This window comes from Kitasatospora aureofaciens (genome assembly GCF_019192735.1).
Taxonomy (GTDB): domain Bacteria; phylum Actinomycetota; class Actinomycetes; order Streptomycetales; family Streptomycetaceae; genus Kitasatospora; species Kitasatospora aureofaciens_A.
Window position 1 is genome coordinate 52023 of the sequence record NZ_JAHTKP010000031.1, and the last position, 17595, is coordinate 69617.

General features: G+C 73.9%; 19 protein-coding genes. 8 read left to right on the top strand and 11 right to left on the bottom strand.

Going from position 1 to position 17595, the window contains the following annotated elements:
* Positions 1-8: 8 nt before the first annotated feature.
* From KV557_RS26025 to KV557_RS26035, 3 genes are all read right to left on the bottom strand, one after another.
* A complete protein-coding gene (locus tag KV557_RS26025; protein WP_308130072.1) occupies positions 9-1589 on the bottom strand; it encodes a sigma-70 family RNA polymerase sigma factor in 1581 nt (526 codons plus the stop codon).
* Positions 1590-1723: 134 nt separating this feature from the next.
* On the bottom strand, positions 1724-2701 hold the full coding sequence (locus tag KV557_RS44165) for a CAP domain-containing protein (RefSeq protein WP_308130073.1): 978 nt from the start codon (positions 2699-2701) through the stop codon (positions 1724-1726).
* 117 nt (positions 2702-2818) lie between these two features.
* The gene (locus KV557_RS26035; RefSeq protein WP_256177957.1) at positions 2819-3286 is read right to left on the bottom strand and encodes a GNAT family N-acetyltransferase; all 468 of its coding nucleotides are present in this window, start codon (positions 3284-3286) and stop codon (positions 2819-2821) included.
* 185 nt (positions 3287-3471) lie between these two features.
* Here KV557_RS26035 and KV557_RS26040 point away from each other — a divergent pair, with 185 nt between their 5' ends.
* The 5 genes from KV557_RS26040 (at position 3472) to KV557_RS26060 (ending at position 7546) form a co-directional block, all read left to right on the top strand.
* Positions 3472-5046: an ATP-dependent DNA ligase gene (locus KV557_RS26040; RefSeq protein WP_218203912.1), complete on the top strand. Its 1575-nt coding sequence runs from the start codon at positions 3472-3474 to the stop codon at positions 5044-5046.
* Positions 5047-5256: 210 nt separating this feature from the next.
* The gene (locus KV557_RS26045) at positions 5257-5502 is read left to right on the top strand and encodes a ferredoxin (protein WP_218203913.1); all 246 of its coding nucleotides are present in this window, start codon (positions 5257-5259) and stop codon (positions 5500-5502) included.
* A gap of 66 nt (positions 5503-5568) precedes the next feature.
* The gene (locus KV557_RS26050) at positions 5569-6792 is read left to right on the top strand and encodes a cytochrome P450 (RefSeq protein ID WP_218203914.1); all 1224 of its coding nucleotides are present in this window, start codon (positions 5569-5571) and stop codon (positions 6790-6792) included.
* Between the two features lie 154 nt (positions 6793-6946).
* A complete protein-coding gene (locus KV557_RS26055) occupies positions 6947-7111 on the top strand; it encodes a hypothetical protein (protein ID WP_218203915.1) in 165 nt (54 codons plus the stop codon).
* A gap of 99 nt (positions 7112-7210) precedes the next feature.
* The gene (locus tag KV557_RS26060; RefSeq protein WP_218203916.1) at positions 7211-7546 is read left to right on the top strand and encodes a hypothetical protein; all 336 of its coding nucleotides are present in this window, start codon (positions 7211-7213) and stop codon (positions 7544-7546) included.
* Here the strand turns inward: KV557_RS26060 and KV557_RS26065 are convergent, their stop codons facing one another.
* The 5 genes from KV557_RS26065 to KV557_RS26085 form a co-directional block, all read right to left on the bottom strand.
* Complete coding sequence (locus tag KV557_RS26065) at positions 7547-8395, bottom strand: hypothetical protein (protein WP_256177959.1); 849 nt, start codon at positions 8393-8395, stop codon at positions 7547-7549.
* Between the two features lie 29 nt (positions 8396-8424).
* Positions 8425-8709: a DUF427 domain-containing protein gene (locus KV557_RS26070; RefSeq protein ID WP_218203917.1), complete on the bottom strand. Its 285-nt coding sequence runs from the start codon at positions 8707-8709 to the stop codon at positions 8425-8427.
* A 43-nt stretch (positions 8710-8752) separates the two neighbouring features.
* Positions 8753-8989 (bottom strand): DUF6296 family protein, encoded by a 237-nt coding sequence (locus tag KV557_RS26075; protein ID WP_218203918.1) that lies wholly within the window; start codon positions 8987-8989, stop codon positions 8753-8755.
* 48 nt (positions 8990-9037) lie between these two features.
* The gene (locus tag KV557_RS26080) at positions 9038-9274 is read right to left on the bottom strand and encodes a DUF2277 domain-containing protein (RefSeq protein ID WP_218203919.1); all 237 of its coding nucleotides are present in this window, start codon (positions 9272-9274) and stop codon (positions 9038-9040) included.
* Between the two features lie 416 nt (positions 9275-9690).
* The gene (locus tag KV557_RS26085; RefSeq protein WP_218203920.1) at positions 9691-10257 is read right to left on the bottom strand and encodes a DJ-1/PfpI family protein; all 567 of its coding nucleotides are present in this window, start codon (positions 10255-10257) and stop codon (positions 9691-9693) included.
* Between the two features lie 257 nt (positions 10258-10514).
* Between KV557_RS26085 and KV557_RS26090 the strand changes: the two genes are divergently transcribed.
* Both KV557_RS26090 and KV557_RS26095 read left to right on the top strand, forming a co-directional pair.
* On the top strand, positions 10515-11063 hold the full coding sequence (locus KV557_RS26090) for an RBBP9/YdeN family alpha/beta hydrolase (RefSeq protein ID WP_218203921.1): 549 nt from the start codon (positions 10515-10517) through the stop codon (positions 11061-11063).
* Between the two features lie 42 nt (positions 11064-11105).
* The gene (locus KV557_RS26095) at positions 11106-11693 is read left to right on the top strand and encodes a hypothetical protein (RefSeq protein WP_218203922.1); all 588 of its coding nucleotides are present in this window, start codon (positions 11106-11108) and stop codon (positions 11691-11693) included.
* Between the two features lie 34 nt (positions 11694-11727).
* Here the strand turns inward: KV557_RS26095 and KV557_RS26100 are convergent, their stop codons facing one another.
* From KV557_RS26100 to KV557_RS26110, 3 genes are all read right to left on the bottom strand, one after another.
* Positions 11728-12024 carry a hypothetical protein gene (locus KV557_RS26100; protein WP_218203923.1) on the bottom strand — a complete coding sequence of 99 codons (297 nt, stop codon included), beginning with the start codon at positions 12022-12024 and terminating at the stop codon, positions 11728-11730.
* Between the two features lie 77 nt (positions 12025-12101).
* Complete coding sequence (locus KV557_RS26105) at positions 12102-14381, bottom strand: transglycosylase domain-containing protein (protein ID WP_218203924.1); 2280 nt, start codon at positions 14379-14381, stop codon at positions 12102-12104.
* A 192-nt stretch (positions 14382-14573) separates the two neighbouring features.
* Entirely contained in the window at positions 14574-16112 is a 1539-nt protein-coding gene (locus tag KV557_RS26110) for an alpha/beta hydrolase (protein WP_218203925.1), read from the bottom strand.
* Positions 16113-16336: 224 nt separating this feature from the next.
* Here KV557_RS26110 and KV557_RS26115 point away from each other — a divergent pair, with 224 nt between their 5' ends.
* Positions 16337-17593 (top strand): YibE/F family protein, encoded by a 1257-nt coding sequence (locus KV557_RS26115; protein ID WP_218203926.1) that lies wholly within the window; start codon positions 16337-16339, stop codon positions 17591-17593.
* Positions 17594-17595 lie beyond the last annotated feature (2 nt).

Here is a 17595-nt window from a genome sequence, read left to right on the forward strand (position 1 = left end):
TCGGGGCGTCAGGACATCGGGGCGCCGAGGTCCTGGGTCCAGTAAGTGCCGGCCGGGCCTGTCGCTACGCCGACGCCGACGTCCTTGAAGCCGCAGTCCAGCAGGTTGGACTGGTGGATGCCGCCGTCCATCCAGTGCGAGACGACGGTGGCGGGGTTGCTCGTGCCGCGGTCGAGGTTCTCGCCCCACTGGGACCAGCGGTAGCCGGCGGCGGTGATCCGGGCGTCAGGGCGGACGCCGTCGGGGTTGACGTGGTCGAAGAAGCCGCGGGCCACCATGTCGTCGGCGTGCTTCTGGGCGGCGGAGTGCAGCCGCGGGTCGATCCGCAGCGGGGTGCAACCGGCCTTGGCGCGTTCGGAGTTGACGAGGTCGACGAGCTGGCGTTCTGCGCTGGGCGGGGCGGTCGGCCGGGTGGCGGTGGGTGACGGGGTGGGCGTCGGCGTCTCGGCGGGGGTCTCCGTGGGTGTCTCCGTCGGAGTGGGCGTGGCGGTGACCGGGACGGGCGCGGGCGGCAGTGCGATCGCGGTGGCCGTCGGGGTGTCGGGGGCGGCGGCCGGGGTGGTCGGCTCGGGCGCGGCCTCCACCGACGGTTCGGTGGGGTGCGGCCAGACGAGGGCCAGGGTGGTGACGGCCACCACCGCGGCCGCGCCGCTCAGGAGCACGGCCTTCCTCGCGGCGAACCCGGCCCAGCCGCCGTGCGACCCGGCCCCGGCCGAACCCGCGGCCCCGGCGCCGCCCGGGGTGACGGCGGCCGCGGTGGCCTTGAAGTGGAGCAGCGCGGGCGAGCTCAGCGGGATCGGCACCAGCGCCAGCCCGGCGAGCAGCCCCTCGGCCGGGAAGAGGTCGCGGCCGAGCCCGTCGCAGTTGGCGCAGCCGCGGATGTGCCGGGCGATGCGCTTGCGCCAGACCGAGTTCGGGGTGCCGTCGAAGCCGGCGGTGAGTTCGGCCAGCTCCGGGCAGCGCGGGTAGGCGCCGAGGGCGCGGACGACCACGCGGCCGGACTCCAGCTGCTTCTTCATCCGCTGGACCCGGACGGCGGTGTGCTGCGGGCTCAGGTCGAGCGCCTCGGCGAGTTCGGCGCGGGTGAGGTCGCCGCTGGCCTCCAGCCACCAGAGGGCGAGCAGTTCGCGGTCGTCCGGGTCGAGCCAGCGGGTGGCCTCCGCGACCTCGCGGCGCTGGCCGGAGAGGCCGAGGCGGAGGATGGTCAGGTCGGTGAAGTCGGCCCTGGGGTCGGCGAGTTCCCAGGTCTCGTCGAGGCCGCCGACGGTGGGCTGCTGCTGGCCGGCGGTGCACCGGCGGCGGACCTGGTTCATGGTGATCGCGACCAGCCAGGAGCGGAACGACTCCGGGTCGCGCAGCCCGTCGAGGCCGTCGAGGGCGCGGATCATGGTCTCCTGGGCGACGTCGTCGACGTCGGCATGGCCGCCCAGCGCGCGCCCGGCCACGTTGTAGACGAGCGGCAGCCAGGCGGCGACCAGCGCCTCCTGGGCCTGCCGGTCGCCCGCCTGGGCCGCCCGGACCAGGGTCGTCCCGGTCCTGATCTGCGCGTCAGCGTTCATCACGTCAGCGTTCTGCACGTCAGCGTTCATGGTCCGCACTCCGTCTTGCCGTGTTCCGTCCGCCGCTGCCTCCTCGGAGACCTTTGGAGAGTGATCAGATAACAGCAATTTGCGCGGAATCGGAAAACGGGTCCTCGGGCCCTTGCACGAACCTCAGATCCGGCTCAGGCCGGGGCGGCGAAGACCTGGGTCCACCAGGGGCCGCCGGAGCCGGTCCGGACGCCGACGCCGAGCTGCTTGAAGGCGCAGTTCAGGATGTTGGCGCGGTGGCCGGGGCTGTTCATCCAGGCGTCCATGACCGCGGCCGGGTCCTTCTGGCCGCGGGCGATGTTCTCGCCCCAGGTGCTCCAGCGGTAGCCGGTGGCCTCGATCCGGTGGTCGGCGTGGTAGCCCTCGGGGCTGGCGTGGTCGAAGTAGTTGCGGTCGGCCATGTCGTCGCTGTGGGACTGGGCGGCGCCGGCCAGCCGGGGTTCGGCGGTGACCGGGGCGCAGCCGGCCTTGGCCCGTTCGGCGTTGACCAGGTCGACGACCTGCTGCGCGTCCGAGGGGGCCGCGCCGCCGCCCACCGGGGTGGGTGCGGAGGTGATGGTGGGCGCGGTGGTGGAGCCGCCGGTGTGCTGGGCGGCCGTCGGGGTCGGCTTGGCGGTGGCCGTGGCGGTCGGGGTCGGCTTGGCGGTGGCGGTGACGGTCGCGGAAGCGGTGGCGGTCGGAGTGGGCGTGGCGGTGGCGGTGGGCGTCGGGGTCGCCGGGTCGGTCGCGGCCAGGTTGACGGTCCCCGCCGGGGCGGCGCGGACGGCGGTCGGGTCGGCGCCGCCGGCCCCGGGTATCTGGATGCCGTCGTGCGTCCCGGCCTCGGCGGCCATCAGCGCGTCCAGGGCCACCGTCTGCCCGGCGTCCCGGTCGGTCTGCTTTCCGCCGTAGGCCGCGTAGCCGGCGCCCGCGAGGGCGGCGACCAATCCCGTCCCGGCCACGGCGGCGACCACCGCCGACACCGGCCCGAACACGCCGCGCCTTCGGCCCCGACGACCGCGCCCACCGCGGCGTTCGCCGTGCCGCTCGGCGGCGCGGCGGGCCGCTCGCCCGCCGGCGCGGTCGGCCGCTCCGGTCACCGGGAGGATGGTCGTCCTGTCTTCGCTGTTCACCTGGCCACGCTTTCTGTCGGGTCGGCGGTCGGGTGCCGACACCTGGGAGACCGCCCGGCGCGGCGCCGATAACAGAAAGTCCGAACGAATGTCCGGCAAGCCGGTCACCGGCTCACCTCACGAGGCGTCCGGGGCCATGTCGTAGGTGACGAACATCGTCCGGACGGCGACCTGGTCGTACTTGCTGCGCGCCCGGTGGTTGTCGTCCGCGGTGATCCAGCGGACGGTGTTCCAGCCGCGCTCGGCGGCGATCGCCCGCAGCCTGGCGAGCAGCGCGTCCACCGCGCCGCCGCCGCGCGCGTCCGGCGCCACGAACAGGTCGTCCAGGAATCCGGCGACCGCGCCGTGCAGCGGGCGGACGAACGGGCGGAAGTGCGCCAGGCCGACCGGCGTGCCGTCGGCGTCGCGGACCAGCAGGCCCTCCAGCTCGTGGTCCGGGTCGGTGAGCCAGGACCAGACCAGCGCGACCTTCTCCTCCGGCATCGGCACCCGGTAGAACGCGCAGTAGCCGCGAAAGAGTTCACGCCAGGCCGGGTACTCGGAACGCTCCGGCGCGCCGACGCTCCAGCGGGTCGTGGTGGTCAACTCGGTCTCCCTCCGTCCGGCGGCCCGGGGCACCGGGCCGCGCCGTGGCGCCAGCATGACGGCCGGTCGATTCGACGCCGATCTCCACGGCGGCCAAGACCCCGGCTCGCGTACTCCATCGCGGCCCTGTCCGTCCCCCGTGCGATCCTGAACCTCCCGGCCCGCGTCCCCCGAGGAGCGCCCCCATGACGTTGCGGCAGCTGGCTCTGGCCTCCCGTGCCGTCGCGGCCGAGTCCGGCCGCAAGGCCAAGATCGCGCTGCTCGCCGACCTCCTGCGCGAGCTGGGCCCCGCCGAGGCGCCGTCGGCGGTGGCCCTGCTGTCGGGCGAGTCGCAGCGGCTGCGCACCGGCATCGGGTACGCGAGCCTGCGCGACCTACCGTCGCCCGCCGACCAGCCCTCGGGCCAGAGCTCCGGCCGGCCCGCCGGTCCCCCGCTCGGCGTCCGGGAGACGGAGCGGGAGCTGGAGCGGATCGCCGAGGTGCACGGCGCCGGGTCGCAGGCCGAGCGGCGGCGGCTGCTGACCGCACTGTTCGCCCGTGCCACCGACGTCGAGCAGGCCTTCCTGCGGGCCGTGCTGATCGGCGAGCTGCGCCAGGGCGCACTGGACGCGGTGGTCGGCGACGCCGTCGCGCAGGCGGCCGGGGTGCCGGCCACGGCGGTGCGCCGGGCGCTGATGTTCCGCGGTTCGGCCCGCGCGGTGGCCGAGGCGGCGCTCACCGGCGGGGTGCCGGCGCTGGCCGCGTTCCGGCTGGAGGTGGGCCGCGCCGTCCGGCCGATGCTGGCCGCCCCCGCGCCGGACGTGGCCACGGCGCTGGAGCGCACCGGCCCGGCCGCGCTCGAGTGGAAGCTGGACGGCATCCGCGTCCAGGTGCACCGGGACGGCAGCGAGGTCGCGGTGTTCACCCGCAGCCTGGACGACATCACCGCGCGAGTCCCCGAGGTGGTCGAGGCCGCGCTCGCGCTGCCGGTGCGTTCGGCGGTGCTGGACGGCGAGGCGATCGCGTTCGGGCCCGACGGGCGGCCGCGTCCCTTCCAGGAGACCGCGGCGCGCGCCGCCTCCCGGCGGGACACCGAGCGGCTGCGCGCCGAAGTCCCGCTCAGCGTCTACTTCTTCGACCTGCTGCACCGGGACGGCGACGACCTGGTGGACCGCCCCGGCCGGGAGCGCTGGGCGGCGCTGGCCGAGGCGGTGCCGCCCGGTCTGCGGGTGGCCCGCACCGAGACCGGGGACCGCGAGGAGGCGCTGGAGTTCTTCCGCGAGACGCTGGCGCTCGGCCACGAGGGCGTACTGGTCAAGGACCCCGCGGCCGGGTACGCGGCCGGTCGGCGCGGCGCGGGCTGGATCAAGGTGAAGCCCCGGCACACCCTGGACCTGGTGGTGCTCGCCGCCGAGTGGGGCACCGGCCGGCGCCGCGGTCACCTCAGCAACCTGCACCTGGGCGCCCGGGCGGCGGGCGAGCCCGGGCTCGGCCCGTGGGTGATGCTCGGCAAGACCTTCAAGGGCCTCACCGACGAGACGCTCGCCTGGCAGACCGCCGAACTCCTCGCCCGCGAGACCGACCGGGACGCCTGGACCGTGCGGGTACGGCCGGAACTCGTCGTGGAAATCGCCTTCGACGGCGTCCAGCGCAGTCCCCGCTACCCGGCCGGGCTGGCCCTGCGGTTCGCCCGGGTGGTGCGCTACCGGCCGGACAAGAGCGCGGCCGAGGCGGACACCGTGGCCGCGGTCCGGGAGATCGCCGCCGCCGAGGGCCTGTGAGCCGCGCCCGCCGCGACACCCCCTTGACAAACTGACGTCAATCCAAACCTCCTGCTGCCAAAGGTCGTTCCGCCCGGAAGCGAATCGGCCAATCTGCGCAAACACGCCACCGCACCCTCCGTATGCGCCGAGACGGCGGTTAGGTTGGCAATGACAACGAGAGGTGGCCGCCCGGAGGACCCGGCGCCAGACTGATGAGAGGTGTCGCCCATGCAGGTGAGCGTCGACCGGGACCGCTGTTGCAGCTCCGGCCTGTGTGCTTTGAACGCTCCGGAGATCTTCGACCAGGACGAGCAGGACGGTCGAGTGATGCTCCGTCAGACTGTGTTCCGGCCAGGCCAGTTCGCCGATATCAGACTCGCCGGCGAGCTCTGCCCGTGCGGCGCGATCACCGTCACCGAGGGCGTCTCCCCGGCCGACGGGACCGCCGACGCGCAGGCCGGCACCGGCAGTTAGCCCAGCGCCGCCGACGAATCCGACCCCACCCAGGAGACCCCCACCGCGCCGCTAAGGAGTCCCACCTTGACGACCACGCCCCCCACGCCCGCCGCTACCGCCGTCCCGCTGCCCGCCCCGCACGACAACCGCTGCCCGTTCAGCCCGCCGCCCGCCTACACCGAGGCCGCCCGAACCTCGTCCGTCTCCCGCGCCGAGCTGCCCGACGGCTCGCCCTGCTGGCTGGTGACCGGCTACCCCGAGGTGCGCACCGTCCTGTCCGACCGCCGGTTCAGCGCCGACGCCCGCCACCCCGCCTTCCCGCTCTTCACCCCCGAACGGCGCGAGCTCTTCGCCGAGAACCCGAGCTTCATCCGGCTCGACGACCCGGAGCACGCCCGGCTGCGCCGCATGGTCACCGGGGATTTCCTGGTCAAGCGGGTCGAGGCGATGCGCCCCGGGATCCAGGAGATCGTCGACGAGACGCTCGACCGGATGACCGACGGCGCCACCGAGGCCGACCTGGTCGGCTCCTTCGCGCTGCCCGTCCCCTCGCTGGTGATCTGCCTGCTGCTCGGCGTGCCGTACGAGGACCGGGAGATGTTCCAGAGCCTCAGCCGGACGCTGCTCAACACCTTCGCCGGGGTCGGCGAGATCTCCCGGGCCAATGACGAGCTGCTGGACTACCTCGGCGGGCTCGCCGCCCACAAGAAGGAGCACCCGGCCGAGGACATCCTGAGCCGGCTCGCCGCCCGCGACGACCTCACCCTGCGCGAGATCGCCGCCACCGGCATCCTGCTGCTGGTGGCCGGGCACGAGACCACCGCCAACATGATCGGGCTCTCCACCGTCCTGCTGCTCGACCGGCCCGAGCAGAAGGCGAAGCTCGCCGACCCGGCCGCGCTGCCCGGCGCGGTCGAGGAACTGCTGCGCCACACCACCATCGTCCACACCGGCCTGCCCCGGGTCGCGGTGGAGGACGTCGAGCTGGACGGCACCCTGATCAGGGCCGGGGAGGGCGTCTTCGCGATGCTCTCCACCGCCAACCGGGACGAGCTGATGTTCGGCGGCGAGGACCGGCTGCCCGCCGACGACGTCGACCTCGACCGGGACGCCCGGCGCCACCTGGCCTTCGGCTTCGGCGTGCACCAGTGCCTCGGCCAGCCGCTGGCCCGCGCCGAGCTGCAGATCGCACTCGGCACCCTGTTCCACCGGCTGCCCGGACTGCGGCTGGCGGTGCCGCACAGCGAGCTGGTGTTCCGCCCGGACAGCGTCGTCTACGGACTGAAGTCGCTGCCCGTCGCCTGGTGACGTCCGGCGGGCCCCGGTGACGTCCGGCGGGCGCGCCGACAACCCGGCTGGCCCCGGCGCCGGGGCGGAGGCAGGCTGGAAGGGCGAACGACAAACCCGGCCTGCCGCGCCCCGGCGCGGGGCGCCCGGACCGGCCGAGGAGACGGAGCCCGCGATGACCGACATGAGCGCACGGTCCGAAGTGAGCACCGAGATCGACGAGGACGTCCGCGCCGCGGACCCCGAGGAGGGCATCACCTCGATGCAGAACCTGCACGCGCAGGACGAGTCCCGGGCGGAGGGCGAGCCCATACTGGACGAGCCCGGACCGAACAGCTGACCGTCTGACGGACGAGGCCGCCCGGGCGCCCGGGCGGCCTCCGGCTACCGCGGGTGTCGCTGCCGGACGGGCGGCGGACCGGCGGGGGAGGATAGGCGCATGACCGAGCAGAATCAGGGCGGACGGCAGGCACAACCGCCCGCGGACCCGCGCACGTCGTGGGCGACCTGGACCACGCAGTCGATCATCAGCGGGCCGGGCGGCGTCACCACCGCCGAGGTCGGCCCCATCTCCGGCGACCTCACCGTGCACACCACCTGGGTGGACGGCGAGGCCCGGCTGACCGTCCAGTACACCGGCGCGCTGGACTGGTACACGGTGGCCGGCAGCCCCGTCCCGGCGGCGGACGAGACCACCGCGCGGGCGATCCACCAGGCGATGGTGAACGGCGTCAAGACCGGCCGCGGCGCCTCCGCCCCCTCCGCAGGGACGTAGTCAGGCCCCCGCCGCTCCCCAGTAGCCGGGGTCCGCCGGGCGGCGCCGGCGCAGGTCCTCGCGGACCTCGCCGGCCAGCCGGCGGGTGTCGCGGCGGTTGACGGTGGCACCGATGCCCGCGCCGACCAGCAGCGGGGTGACCGACGGCAGACGGCGCAGCGAGCTGCGGGTGAGCCGGCGGCGGACCCGCCGGCGCACCTCCGCCCCGAGCGCCAGCGTCGCGAAGCCGGCCGGGCGGACCAGCAGGGCGGCGTCGATGCCCCGGCGGTCGGCCCAGGCGCCGAGGTAGGCGGTGGCCCGCTGGGTGATGCTCCCGGTGGCCGGGACGCCGTAGACCTCGTGCAGTTCGGCGATCAGTTTGAGCTCCACGGCCGCCACCGCGAGCGTCTCGGCGGCGATCTCCACCGGCATCGCGGGCGGCACCGGCAGCATCGCCGCGGCGCCCACGCCCGCGCCGAGCGCGCTCGACGCCCGGGCCGCGCCGGCGACCAGCAGGTCGGCCAGCTGCTCCGGGTCGGCGGCGCCGGGGTGCTGGGCGCGCAGGGTGGCGAGGCTGCGGACCGGAATCCGCGGCGCGGCCTGAACCAGCTGTTCGGTGAGCGCCCGGCCGCCGAATACGGCACCCTTGGCGGCGGCCCGGCCGCCGGTGCCGATCAGCCGCGCCACGTGCGCCACCAGAACCCGGCCGCGACTGCGTTCGGCGCGGTCGTCGGCGGCCTGCCGCTCGCGGACCGGGCGCTCGGCCCCTTCGACCGGATCGGCGAGATCGCGGGCTACGCGCCGGCCGGCGCGGCGCTCGGGGGCGGGCCCGAAGCGGACGGAATGTCCTGGTTTGCGGAATATTGCCATGTGGGTCCGGTACCCGGCCCGGACCTCCGCTAGTCGGCGACCTCGACCCCGCGCCAGAACGCCACGCGGCCGCGCACGTGCTCGGCCTCGGGCTTCGGGTCGGCGTAGTACCAGGCCGCGTCGGGGTTGGTCTGCCCGTCGACGTGCAGTGTGTAGTAGGCGGCGGTGCCCTTCCAGCCGCAGACGGTGGTGGTGTCGGACGGGCGCAGGTACTCGCCTCGCACCGAATCGGCCGGGAAGTAGTGGTTGCCTTCGACGACGACGGTGTCATCGCTCTCGGCGATGACTGTGTCCTGCCAGCGTGCTGTGGTCATGCGCCGAATTCTCGGTGAATCGGCGGGCTCAGGGAAGGCCTTTTCAGGGCAGCGGCTGGGCGTGCACCGGCAGGTGCGGGGTCTGGTGGCCGCCGCTGGCGAGCATCCGGACCTCGCCGGCGTCGCTGATCTCGGCTCTGACGATGCCGCTGGCGTCCTCGTACACGGGGTGGCCGCCGGGGCCCGTCGCGCTGGTGCGGGCGACCACGACGACGTCCTGCGGGGCCTGGGTGCCGGGGGTACCGGGGAAGGTGAGTGCGTAACGGGTGGGCGAGTTCATCACCGACCTCCTGGTCCCTGGCTGCGGCCCGGCCCGGCGGACGCCGGCCTACGCCGCGGCCTCGGCGGCACTGGCGTGTGCACCGCGGACCTCCAGTTCGGCGAGCAGCCGGGCGGTCGCCTCGGCGACGGCGTCCACGGCCCGGTCGAAGGCCTCGCGGTTGTGCGCGGCCGGGGCGCGGAACCCGGACACCTTCCGGACGTACTGCAGCGCGGCGGCGCGGAAGTCGTCCTCGTCGGCGTCGAAGGTCACGGGCGGTCGCAGCGTCTTGATGTTGCGGCACATGCCCCCAGTCTCGCGCGCGGACGGCCCGCTGGCGAGCCCCCAGGACGCGGCCTTGACGTCACCCGATGTCACCGGCCCGCCATGATCGGCTCACGGGCGCGTCATCCGGGCCGATTAGGATGCCGGACGAACGAATTCACCCCGCCGCGTGTCCGCACGGGCGTCACCCCGGAGTCACCCCTTTGCCTCTCGCCGGCGACCGGCGCCGGCCCGCGGGCGGAGCGCCCGGGCCGGTGCCGGCCGGCGAGGCCCGATCGGCGGCTGTGGTCGGCGGTTAGCGGACGGGCTCGATGTCGCGGTGCGCGTCGGCGAGGAGCTGGTAGCCCGCGCCGTTGGCCTTGATCCCGGCCCGCTCGTCCTCGGACAGCTCGCGGCGGGGCCGGCAGGGCAGGGCAGGCGGATCAGGGCAGGACGGTTCAGGACAGCGGAGCCTTGGTGCGCAGCACCTCGATGAACGCCCGCAGCCACGCCGGGTGGTCGGGCCAGGCGCGGGCCGAGACCACCACGCCGTCCACGACCGCCTCGCCGTCGACGAACTCGGCGCCCGCCGCCTTCACGTCCGGCGCCAGCGCCGGGTAGGCGGAGCTGCGGCGGCCGGCCAGCACGCCCGCGGCGGCGCTGATCAGCGGGCCGTGGCAGATCTGCGCGACCGGCTTGTCGCCCGCGAAGAAGTGCTGCACGATCCGCTGCACGTCCGGGTCGTTGCGCAGGTACTCGGGGGCCCGGCCGCCGGGGATCACCAGCGCGACGTAGTCCGCCGGGTCGACGTCCGCGAAGGCGAGGTCGGCGGGCCAGGTGTAGCCGGGCTTCTCGGTGTAGGTGTCGTAGCCGTCGACGAAGTCGTGCACGACGAACTGGAGGCGCTTCTTCGTCGGCGCCGCGATGTCGACCTGGTAGCCCTCCTCGCGCAGCCGCTGGTAGGGGTAGAACACCTCCAGCGACTCGGCGGCGTCCCCGGTGACGAGCAGGATCTTCGATGTCATCGCCGACATCCCTCCACATGATCGAGCGTCAGACCTGGCGCGAGCCCGGGTCGGTGGCGCCATCCGCTCGTCGGCGGTGGCGTCCGGCCGCGGGCCCGGTCCAACTTCCCGCACCCGGCGCGCCGTTCGCAACAGGGCGCACCGGGTGAATCGCAGCGCGTGAGCGTACGCGTGCGCCTCTGACGGGCCGTGCGCGCCGGGTCACCGCCGTCCTAGACTCCTGCTGCCCGACGCTGATCACCACCCGAAGGAGTCCCATGGCGGACCGCACCACCTACCTCGTCCTGGCCGGCTACGAGAACTCGGGGCCCGAGCACTGGCAGACCCGGTGGGAGGAGGCCGAACCGGAGACCTTCCGGCGGGTGCAGCAGGCCGACTGGGACCACCCGGAGCCCGGGGACTGGGTGGCCCGGGTCGACGCCGCGGTGGCCGAGGCCGCCGCCGAGGGGCCGGTGGTGCTGGTCGCGCACAGCCTCGGCTGCATCACGGCGGCCCGCTGGGTGGCCGGCACGAGCGCCGACCGGACCGCCGCCGTCCGGGGCGCGCTGCTCGTCGCGCCCGCCGACATCGACACCGCCGACGTCCCGGCGCTGGTCGGCTTCCGGCCGGTGGCGCTCACGGCGTTCCCGTTCCCGACCCTGGTCGTCGCCAGCACCGACGACCCGTGGGTGACCCCCGAGCGGGCCCGGCACTTCGCCGAGTCCTGGGGCGCCCGGTACGTCGAGCCCGGCGCGTACGGGCACATCAACTCCGCCTCGGGGCTGGGCGACTGGCCGGAGGGCCGGAAGCTCCTCGCCGAGCTCTGACACCTTCGACCGGGGGGACGACGGGGGATGCCACGAGAGAACATGCCGCTGCGTACGCGGCGCGTGCTGGTGCGGGTGCTCGGGGGCGCGGGGCTGGCCGCCGTGCTGCTGTACACCGAGGGCCAGTGGGAGAGCCGCTCCGGCGGGCGGATGCTGGTCGCCGACCTGCTCAACCGGCCGGAGCTGCTGCTCGGCGCGGCGCTGGCCGCGATGATCGCCGCCGCCTGGCTCGCCGACCGCCGCACGGCCGTCCGGACCGCCACCCGGGCGGTCACGGTCACGGCCGGGGTGGTGTTCCTGCTCGGCGTGCTCGCCGTGCACAAGGTCTCGGCGGCGGAGACGCGCAGCCGCGAGACCGCCCCGGCCCGGCCGGAGCGCGCGCTGGTCGTCGTGCACCGCTTGTACGAGGCCGGGCCGGAGCCGGGTGAGCACTGGCAGGTGCTGCTGGAGACCGGCACCGGCTGGTCCGCACGGCGCTGGACGCTCGCCGACGTCGGCGGCGGGCCGGACGACGGGCGGCTGGTGCGGGCGAGTTGGACGGGGCGGGACCGGATCACCATCGTGACGGACGCGTACCAGCGGGTGTTCACCGTCGACCCGGACACGGGCGAGCCGCTGGAGGCGCGGTAGCGCGGCGCTCGGCCCAGACCCGCGGCGTGGCCGATCAGCCCGAGCCCGCCGCGTGGCCGATCAGCGCGAGGAGTGCCGCGTTGCCGGCCGCGCCGAGGGCGGTGGCGGAGAGGAACCGGGCCGGGGTGCCGTCGCGGAACGGGTTGACGGCCAGGGCGAGGAGGAAGCCCGGCATCGTCCAGATCACCGCCGTCCACTGCCGCACGGCGTTGGCCGCGCTGGTGCCGGCCCGCAGTTCGCGGGCGGCGGCGAGGGCGAGCACGCCGTAGACGGCCAGATACCCGACGGAAGGCCAGAACACGGCGGGGACGCCGAGGAAGCTGTGCGGCATGGCGTCATCGTGCGACGGAACGCCGTGGCCCCGCATGAGTACGGGTACTCATGCGGGGCCACGGCGTGCCCGCCGGATCAGCCTCCGTCGGACTGGTCGGGCGGCGTGGTGTCGTGCGGCCGGCCGGGGCCGGTGGTGGGGCGGCCGGGCTGCGGGCTGTTACCGGGCTGCGCGGTGCCGCTGGCGGAGCCGGACGGGCTGCCGCTCGGGTTGCCGGGGTCGCGCTTGGGCGGGTCCGGGATGTAGACGGTCGGGAACTCCTGCTCCGGCATGGTCTTCACCGCGTCGCTCATCGCCTGCTGCCAGATCGGCCCGGGGCCGGTCGCACCGAAGACCTCCTGCTGGTAGTGGCCACCGATCCGGATGTTCTTCATCGGCACCTTGGTGCCCGGGCTGCCCAGCCACACCGAGGCGGCCAGGTTGCCCGTGTAGCCGCTGAACCAGGCCGACTTCTTCTCGTCGGTGGTACCGGTCTTGCCCGCGATCTGGCGGCCGTCGTCGAGGCCGAGGTCCTTGGCGGTGCCCTTCTCGGTGACGCCGAGCAGCACGGTGTTGATCACGTCGGCGGTGCTCTCGGACATCACCTGGCCGCATTTGGCGGGGGCCACCGGCACGTCCTTGCCGTCCACCGTGGTGATCCGGTTGATCGCGACCGGCGCGCAGTAGGAGCCGCGGGCGGCGAAGCTCGCGTACACGTTGGCCATCACCAGCGGGCTGACCTCCTGGGTGCCGAGGCCCAGCGCGGGCACCTCCTGGAGCGGATCGCCACTGGCCTTGCCCGTCACGCCCAGCTTGCCGGCCATCTGCTTGACCGCGCAGAGGCCGATCTCCTGCTCCATCTGCACGAAGTAGGTGTTGACCGAGAGGGCCATCGCCTCCTTGAGTTCGTAGGGGCCGACCTCCTTCGGGCTCTCGTTCGGGATGGTGCCTTCCTTCTTGCCCCTGCTCAGGTTCTTCCAGGTGCCGTCGCAGGTCTTCATCGCCGGCCAGTCCATGCGGTTGGGCGAGTCGTACCGCTGGGTGGGCGACAGCCCGGCCTCCAGGCCGGCGGCGGCCACGATGGGCTTGAAGTTGGAGCCGGGCTGGAAGCCGACGCCGCCGCCCATCGCCGCGTCCACGTTGTAGTTGACGACGGTCTGGTTCTTCTCCTTGTCGAGGCCGTACGGGCGGGTCTGGGCCATCGCGAGGATCTTGCCGGTGCCGGGTTCGACCATCGTCATCGCCGCCGACACCGGATCGGTGACGAACACCAGCTCGGAGACGGCCTTCTGGGCGGCGGCCTGCTTCTCCGGGTCCAGGGTGGTGTAGATGTTGAGGCCGCCCTGGTCCCAGAGCTTCTTGCGTTCGGCGGCGCTCTTGCCGAACGTCGGGTCCTGCTTGACGACATGGCGCACGTAGTCGCAGTAGAAGCCCATGCCCGCCCTGGCGGTGATGCAGCCGTTCTGCGGGTCGCGGTAGTTCAGCCCGAGCGGGGCGGCCTTGGCGTCCCTCGCCTGCTCCGGGGTGATGTGCTTGTTCTCCACCATCTTGTCGATGACGGTGTCCCGGCGCTTCTGCGCGGCCACCGGGTGCAGCTTCGGGTCGTACTGGGACGGGTTCTGCACCAGCCCGGCGAGCATGGCCCCCTCGGGGAGGGTGAGGTCCTTGGCGTCCTTGCCGAAGTAGCGCTGGGAGGCCGCCTGGATGCCGTACGCCTGGTGCCCGTAGAAGGTGATGTTGAGGTAGTTGGTGAGGATCTGGTCCTTCGTCAGGTCCTCTTCCAGCTTGATGGCGTACTTGAGTTCCTGGATCTTGCGGCCGAGCGTCTTGCGCTGCGCCTCCGCCACGGCCACCGGGTCGTCGCCGGCCTTCTCGACGTTGACGTTCTTCACGTACTGCTGCGTCAGGGTGGACGCGCCCTGGACGGTGGCGCCGCTCTCCGCGTTCTTGGTGATCGCCCGCAGGACGCCCTTGAGATCGACGGCGCCGTGCTCGTAGAAGCGGGCGTCCTCGATGTCCACCTGCGCCCGGCGCATCAGCGGCGACATCTGGTCGGCGGTGAGGACGGTGCGGTCGCGCTCGTAGACCTTGGCGATCAGGCCGCCCTTGGCGTCGAAGATCTGCGTCGCCTGGGTGAGCGGCGGGGCCTTGAAGTCGTCGGGTATGCTCTCGAAGCTCTCGGCGCCGTTCTTCGCCCCGAGCCCGACCGCGCCGGCCGCGGGCAGGACGATCCCCGCGAGCAGAACGCCCCCGAGCGCGCTGCAGCCGAGGAACTTGACCGTATGGCCCACCAGCCCGAGCGGGGTCTCACGGCGCCGCGGGCGCGGCTCCCAGGTGTCCCCCGGGCCAGGGGCAGGTATGCGGTTCTTCGGTGACATAGCTGGAACACTACGTCCGCGAAAAGCCCACAGGGGACGGGTGTTGGCCGAGCTTTGTCACAAATCCGCGACAAGTTCGACTCATTCCCGCCGATCGGACGGGTGATCGGGGCGGGGTCAAGGGCCGTTCGTTTACGGCCGGTTGGCCCCGCCGCCGGTCGTGCGGGTCAGCCGGCGCCGGTCCGTTCTGGGTCAGCCGGCCGGGCAGGAGATGTCGTCGGCCGGGCGGCGGCCGGTGACCAGGAAGTCCGTCACCACGGCGTCACCGCACGGGTTTCCGTTGGCGACGTAGACGTCGTGGCCGCCGGAGTCGACCGTCACCGTGCGGGCGCGGTCGCCGAAGGCGCGGCGGAGGTTGAGGGCGCCCCGGTAGGGGGTGGCGGGGTCGCGGAGGTTCTGGGCGAGGAGGATGTTCGCCGGGCCCCGGTCGGTGACCCGGACCGGGGGCTCGGCCGGGGCGAACGGCCAGAACGCGCAGGGCATCACGTTGACCGGCATGCCGGCGGTGAGCGGGCGGGCGGCGCGGTCGGCCGCGACGTCCTTGGTGTAGGCGGCCGGGTCGGTGGGCCAGGTGACGTCGTTGCAGAGGGTGCCGACGGAGACGGCGATCGTGTTCTGGACGGCCTGCTCGGGCGGCGCGACCGGTGTGGGCAGCGGGCGGCGGCCGAGGCCGGCCAGCATCAGGCGGGCGAGGTCGGGGAACTTCGCGTCCGCGTAGAGGCTTTCCAGCATGGTCTCGCGCAGCACGTTGCCGTTCAGCTCGGCCGGGTTCGCCCCGGGCCAGGGCAGGGGCGTGCGGTCCAGGCGGGCGGCGAGGTCGAGGAAGAGCGGGCGGACCTCCTCGGGGGTGTCCGCGACGCGGTCCGGATTACGGGGATCCGCGGCCCACTTGGCGAAGTCCGGGAAGCGGTCCTCGGCGCCCTGGCCGAAGTTGGCGAGCCAGCCGCGCTCGACCCTCGACGGGTCCGGGTCGTCGTTGCTGTCGAGCACGATCCGGTCGGTGTGCCCGGGGAACATCGTGGCGTAGACGGCGCCCGCATAGGTGCCGTACGAGGTGCCCCAGGCGGAGAGGCGGCGCTCGCCGAGGTCCTGGCGGATCCGGTCGATGTCGCGGGCCTCGTTGCGGGTGGAGATGCTGCGCAGCACCGGGCCGCCGTTGCGGGCGCAGGTCTCGGCGACCCGGCGGGCGGTGGCGAGGTTCTCGTCGATCGAGCCGTCTGCGGCGGGCCAGGGGCGCAGCTTGACCATCGCGAGGTCGGGCGTGTCCAGGCCACAGCTGACCGGGGTGGAGCGGCCGACGCCGCGCGGGTCGAAGCCGACCAGGTCGTAGCGGTCGAGGACGGACTGCGGGAGGCGCTTTGCCGCGCTGGTGGGGACGTCCAGGCCGGAGCCGCCGGGGCCACCGGGGATGGTCAGCAGGACACCGTGGCGCAGGCCGGGCCGGGCGGCGGGGATCCGGGAGATGGCGAGGGTGATCTGTTCGCCGTGCGGGTCGGCGTAGTCGAGCGGGACGGTGAGCGTGGCGCACTGCTGGCGGGGGTCGGTCTTGCCCTCGCAGGCCGTCCACGTGAGGTGGTCGCCTTCCCGGCTCGCTGCGGCGGCGGGCAGGGCGGTGAGGACGGTGAGGGCGAGCGCGGCGGCGGTGGCGGCCGCGGCGGTGCGGTTGATGTTCGGCTCGGTATTCGGCTCGGTATTCGGCGTGGTCTTCGTCTTCGGCTTCGTCTTCGACATGGTCAGAATTCTTCGCCGGACCGTCACTTGATCCCATCCGGCCAGCGGGCCGGTCGCCGGTAGGGTAATCCCCCGCCCGTCGGGTGTACCGCACTCCCCCTTCGCCCGGTGGATCCGGCACGCCCACGGGTTGGTCACTGCGGCGGTCCGGCCGGTCCGGCGCCGATGATTTCGGGGGGCTGCGGTGCGCGTGGGCAGCCGTGCGACCGCTGAGGAGGCGTGAGGTGGACGAAGGGAAGCACGGGGACGGCGACCGGCACGGGGGTCCCGAGCCCGCGGCGCACGTACACGCGCACGGGCCGGCGGCGCCCGTCTCCGCCCATCTGCGCAAGGTCATCGCGGCCGTGCTGATCCCGTTCGCGGTGGCCGTCGTGGTCGGCCTGGCGGTGCTCTGGCCGGGCGGGGTGCCCGCGCACCCGCGCACCGGCGTCGGGTTCGACCAGCAGATCCAGCACGGCCGGGTCACCAAGGTCCAGGAGCTGCCGTGCAGCGCCGTCAACCCCGCCGACCAGGGGACCTGCCAGCAGGACACCGTCGAGGTGACCACGGGGCCGGACAAGGGCCGCGCGTTCACGATCGTCGTCCACCCGAGCGAGCCGCGGCACTACGGCGTGGGCGAGCAGGTCGTCCTGACGTACGCGCCGGACGCCCCGCCGGACCTGCAGTACAGCGTGGTCGACGTCGACCGGAACCTGCCGATGGGGGTGCTCGCGGGCGTCTTCGCGGTGGCCGTGGTCGCCGTCGGGCGCTGGCGCGGGCTGGCCGCGCTGGTCGCGCTCGCGATCAGCTTCGCGGTGCTGTCGCTGTTCATCCTGCCCGCCATCCTGCGCGGCTCGGACCCGCTGCTGGTGGCCATCGTCGGGGCCAGCGCGATCATGCTGATCGCGCTCTACCTGTGCCACGGCCTCTCCGCCCGCACCTCGGTGGCGGTGCTCGGCACGCTCGTCTCGCTGGTCCTGATCGGCGTGCTGAGCCTGGTCTTCGCGGGCTGGGCGCACCTGACCGGCAACACCTCCGAGGAGACCGGGCTGGTCCACGACCTGTATCCGGGCATCCAGATCCGCGGCCTGCTGCTGGCCGGGTTCGTCATCGGCTCGCTCGGCGTGCTCTTCGACGTGACGGTCACCCAGACCTCCGCGATCTGGGAGCTGCACGCGGCCGACCCGGGCATGGGCGCGCGCAAGCTCTACCGGACCGGGATGCGGATCGGCCGCGACCACATCGCGTCCACCGTCAACACCCTGGTGCTCGCCTACGCGGGCGCGGCGCTGCCGCTGCTCCTGCTGTTCTCGATCGCGCACCGGGACGTGTTCGCGGTGGCCACCAGCGAGTTGGTGGCCGAGGAGATCGCGCGCACGCTGGTGGGCAGCATCGGGCTCGTCGCCTCGGTGCCGGTGACCACCGCGCTGGCCGCACTGATCGCCGCGGCCGACCACCCCGCGGCCGGGGCGAGCCGCCACGGCAGGCACCGGCACGCTTGACC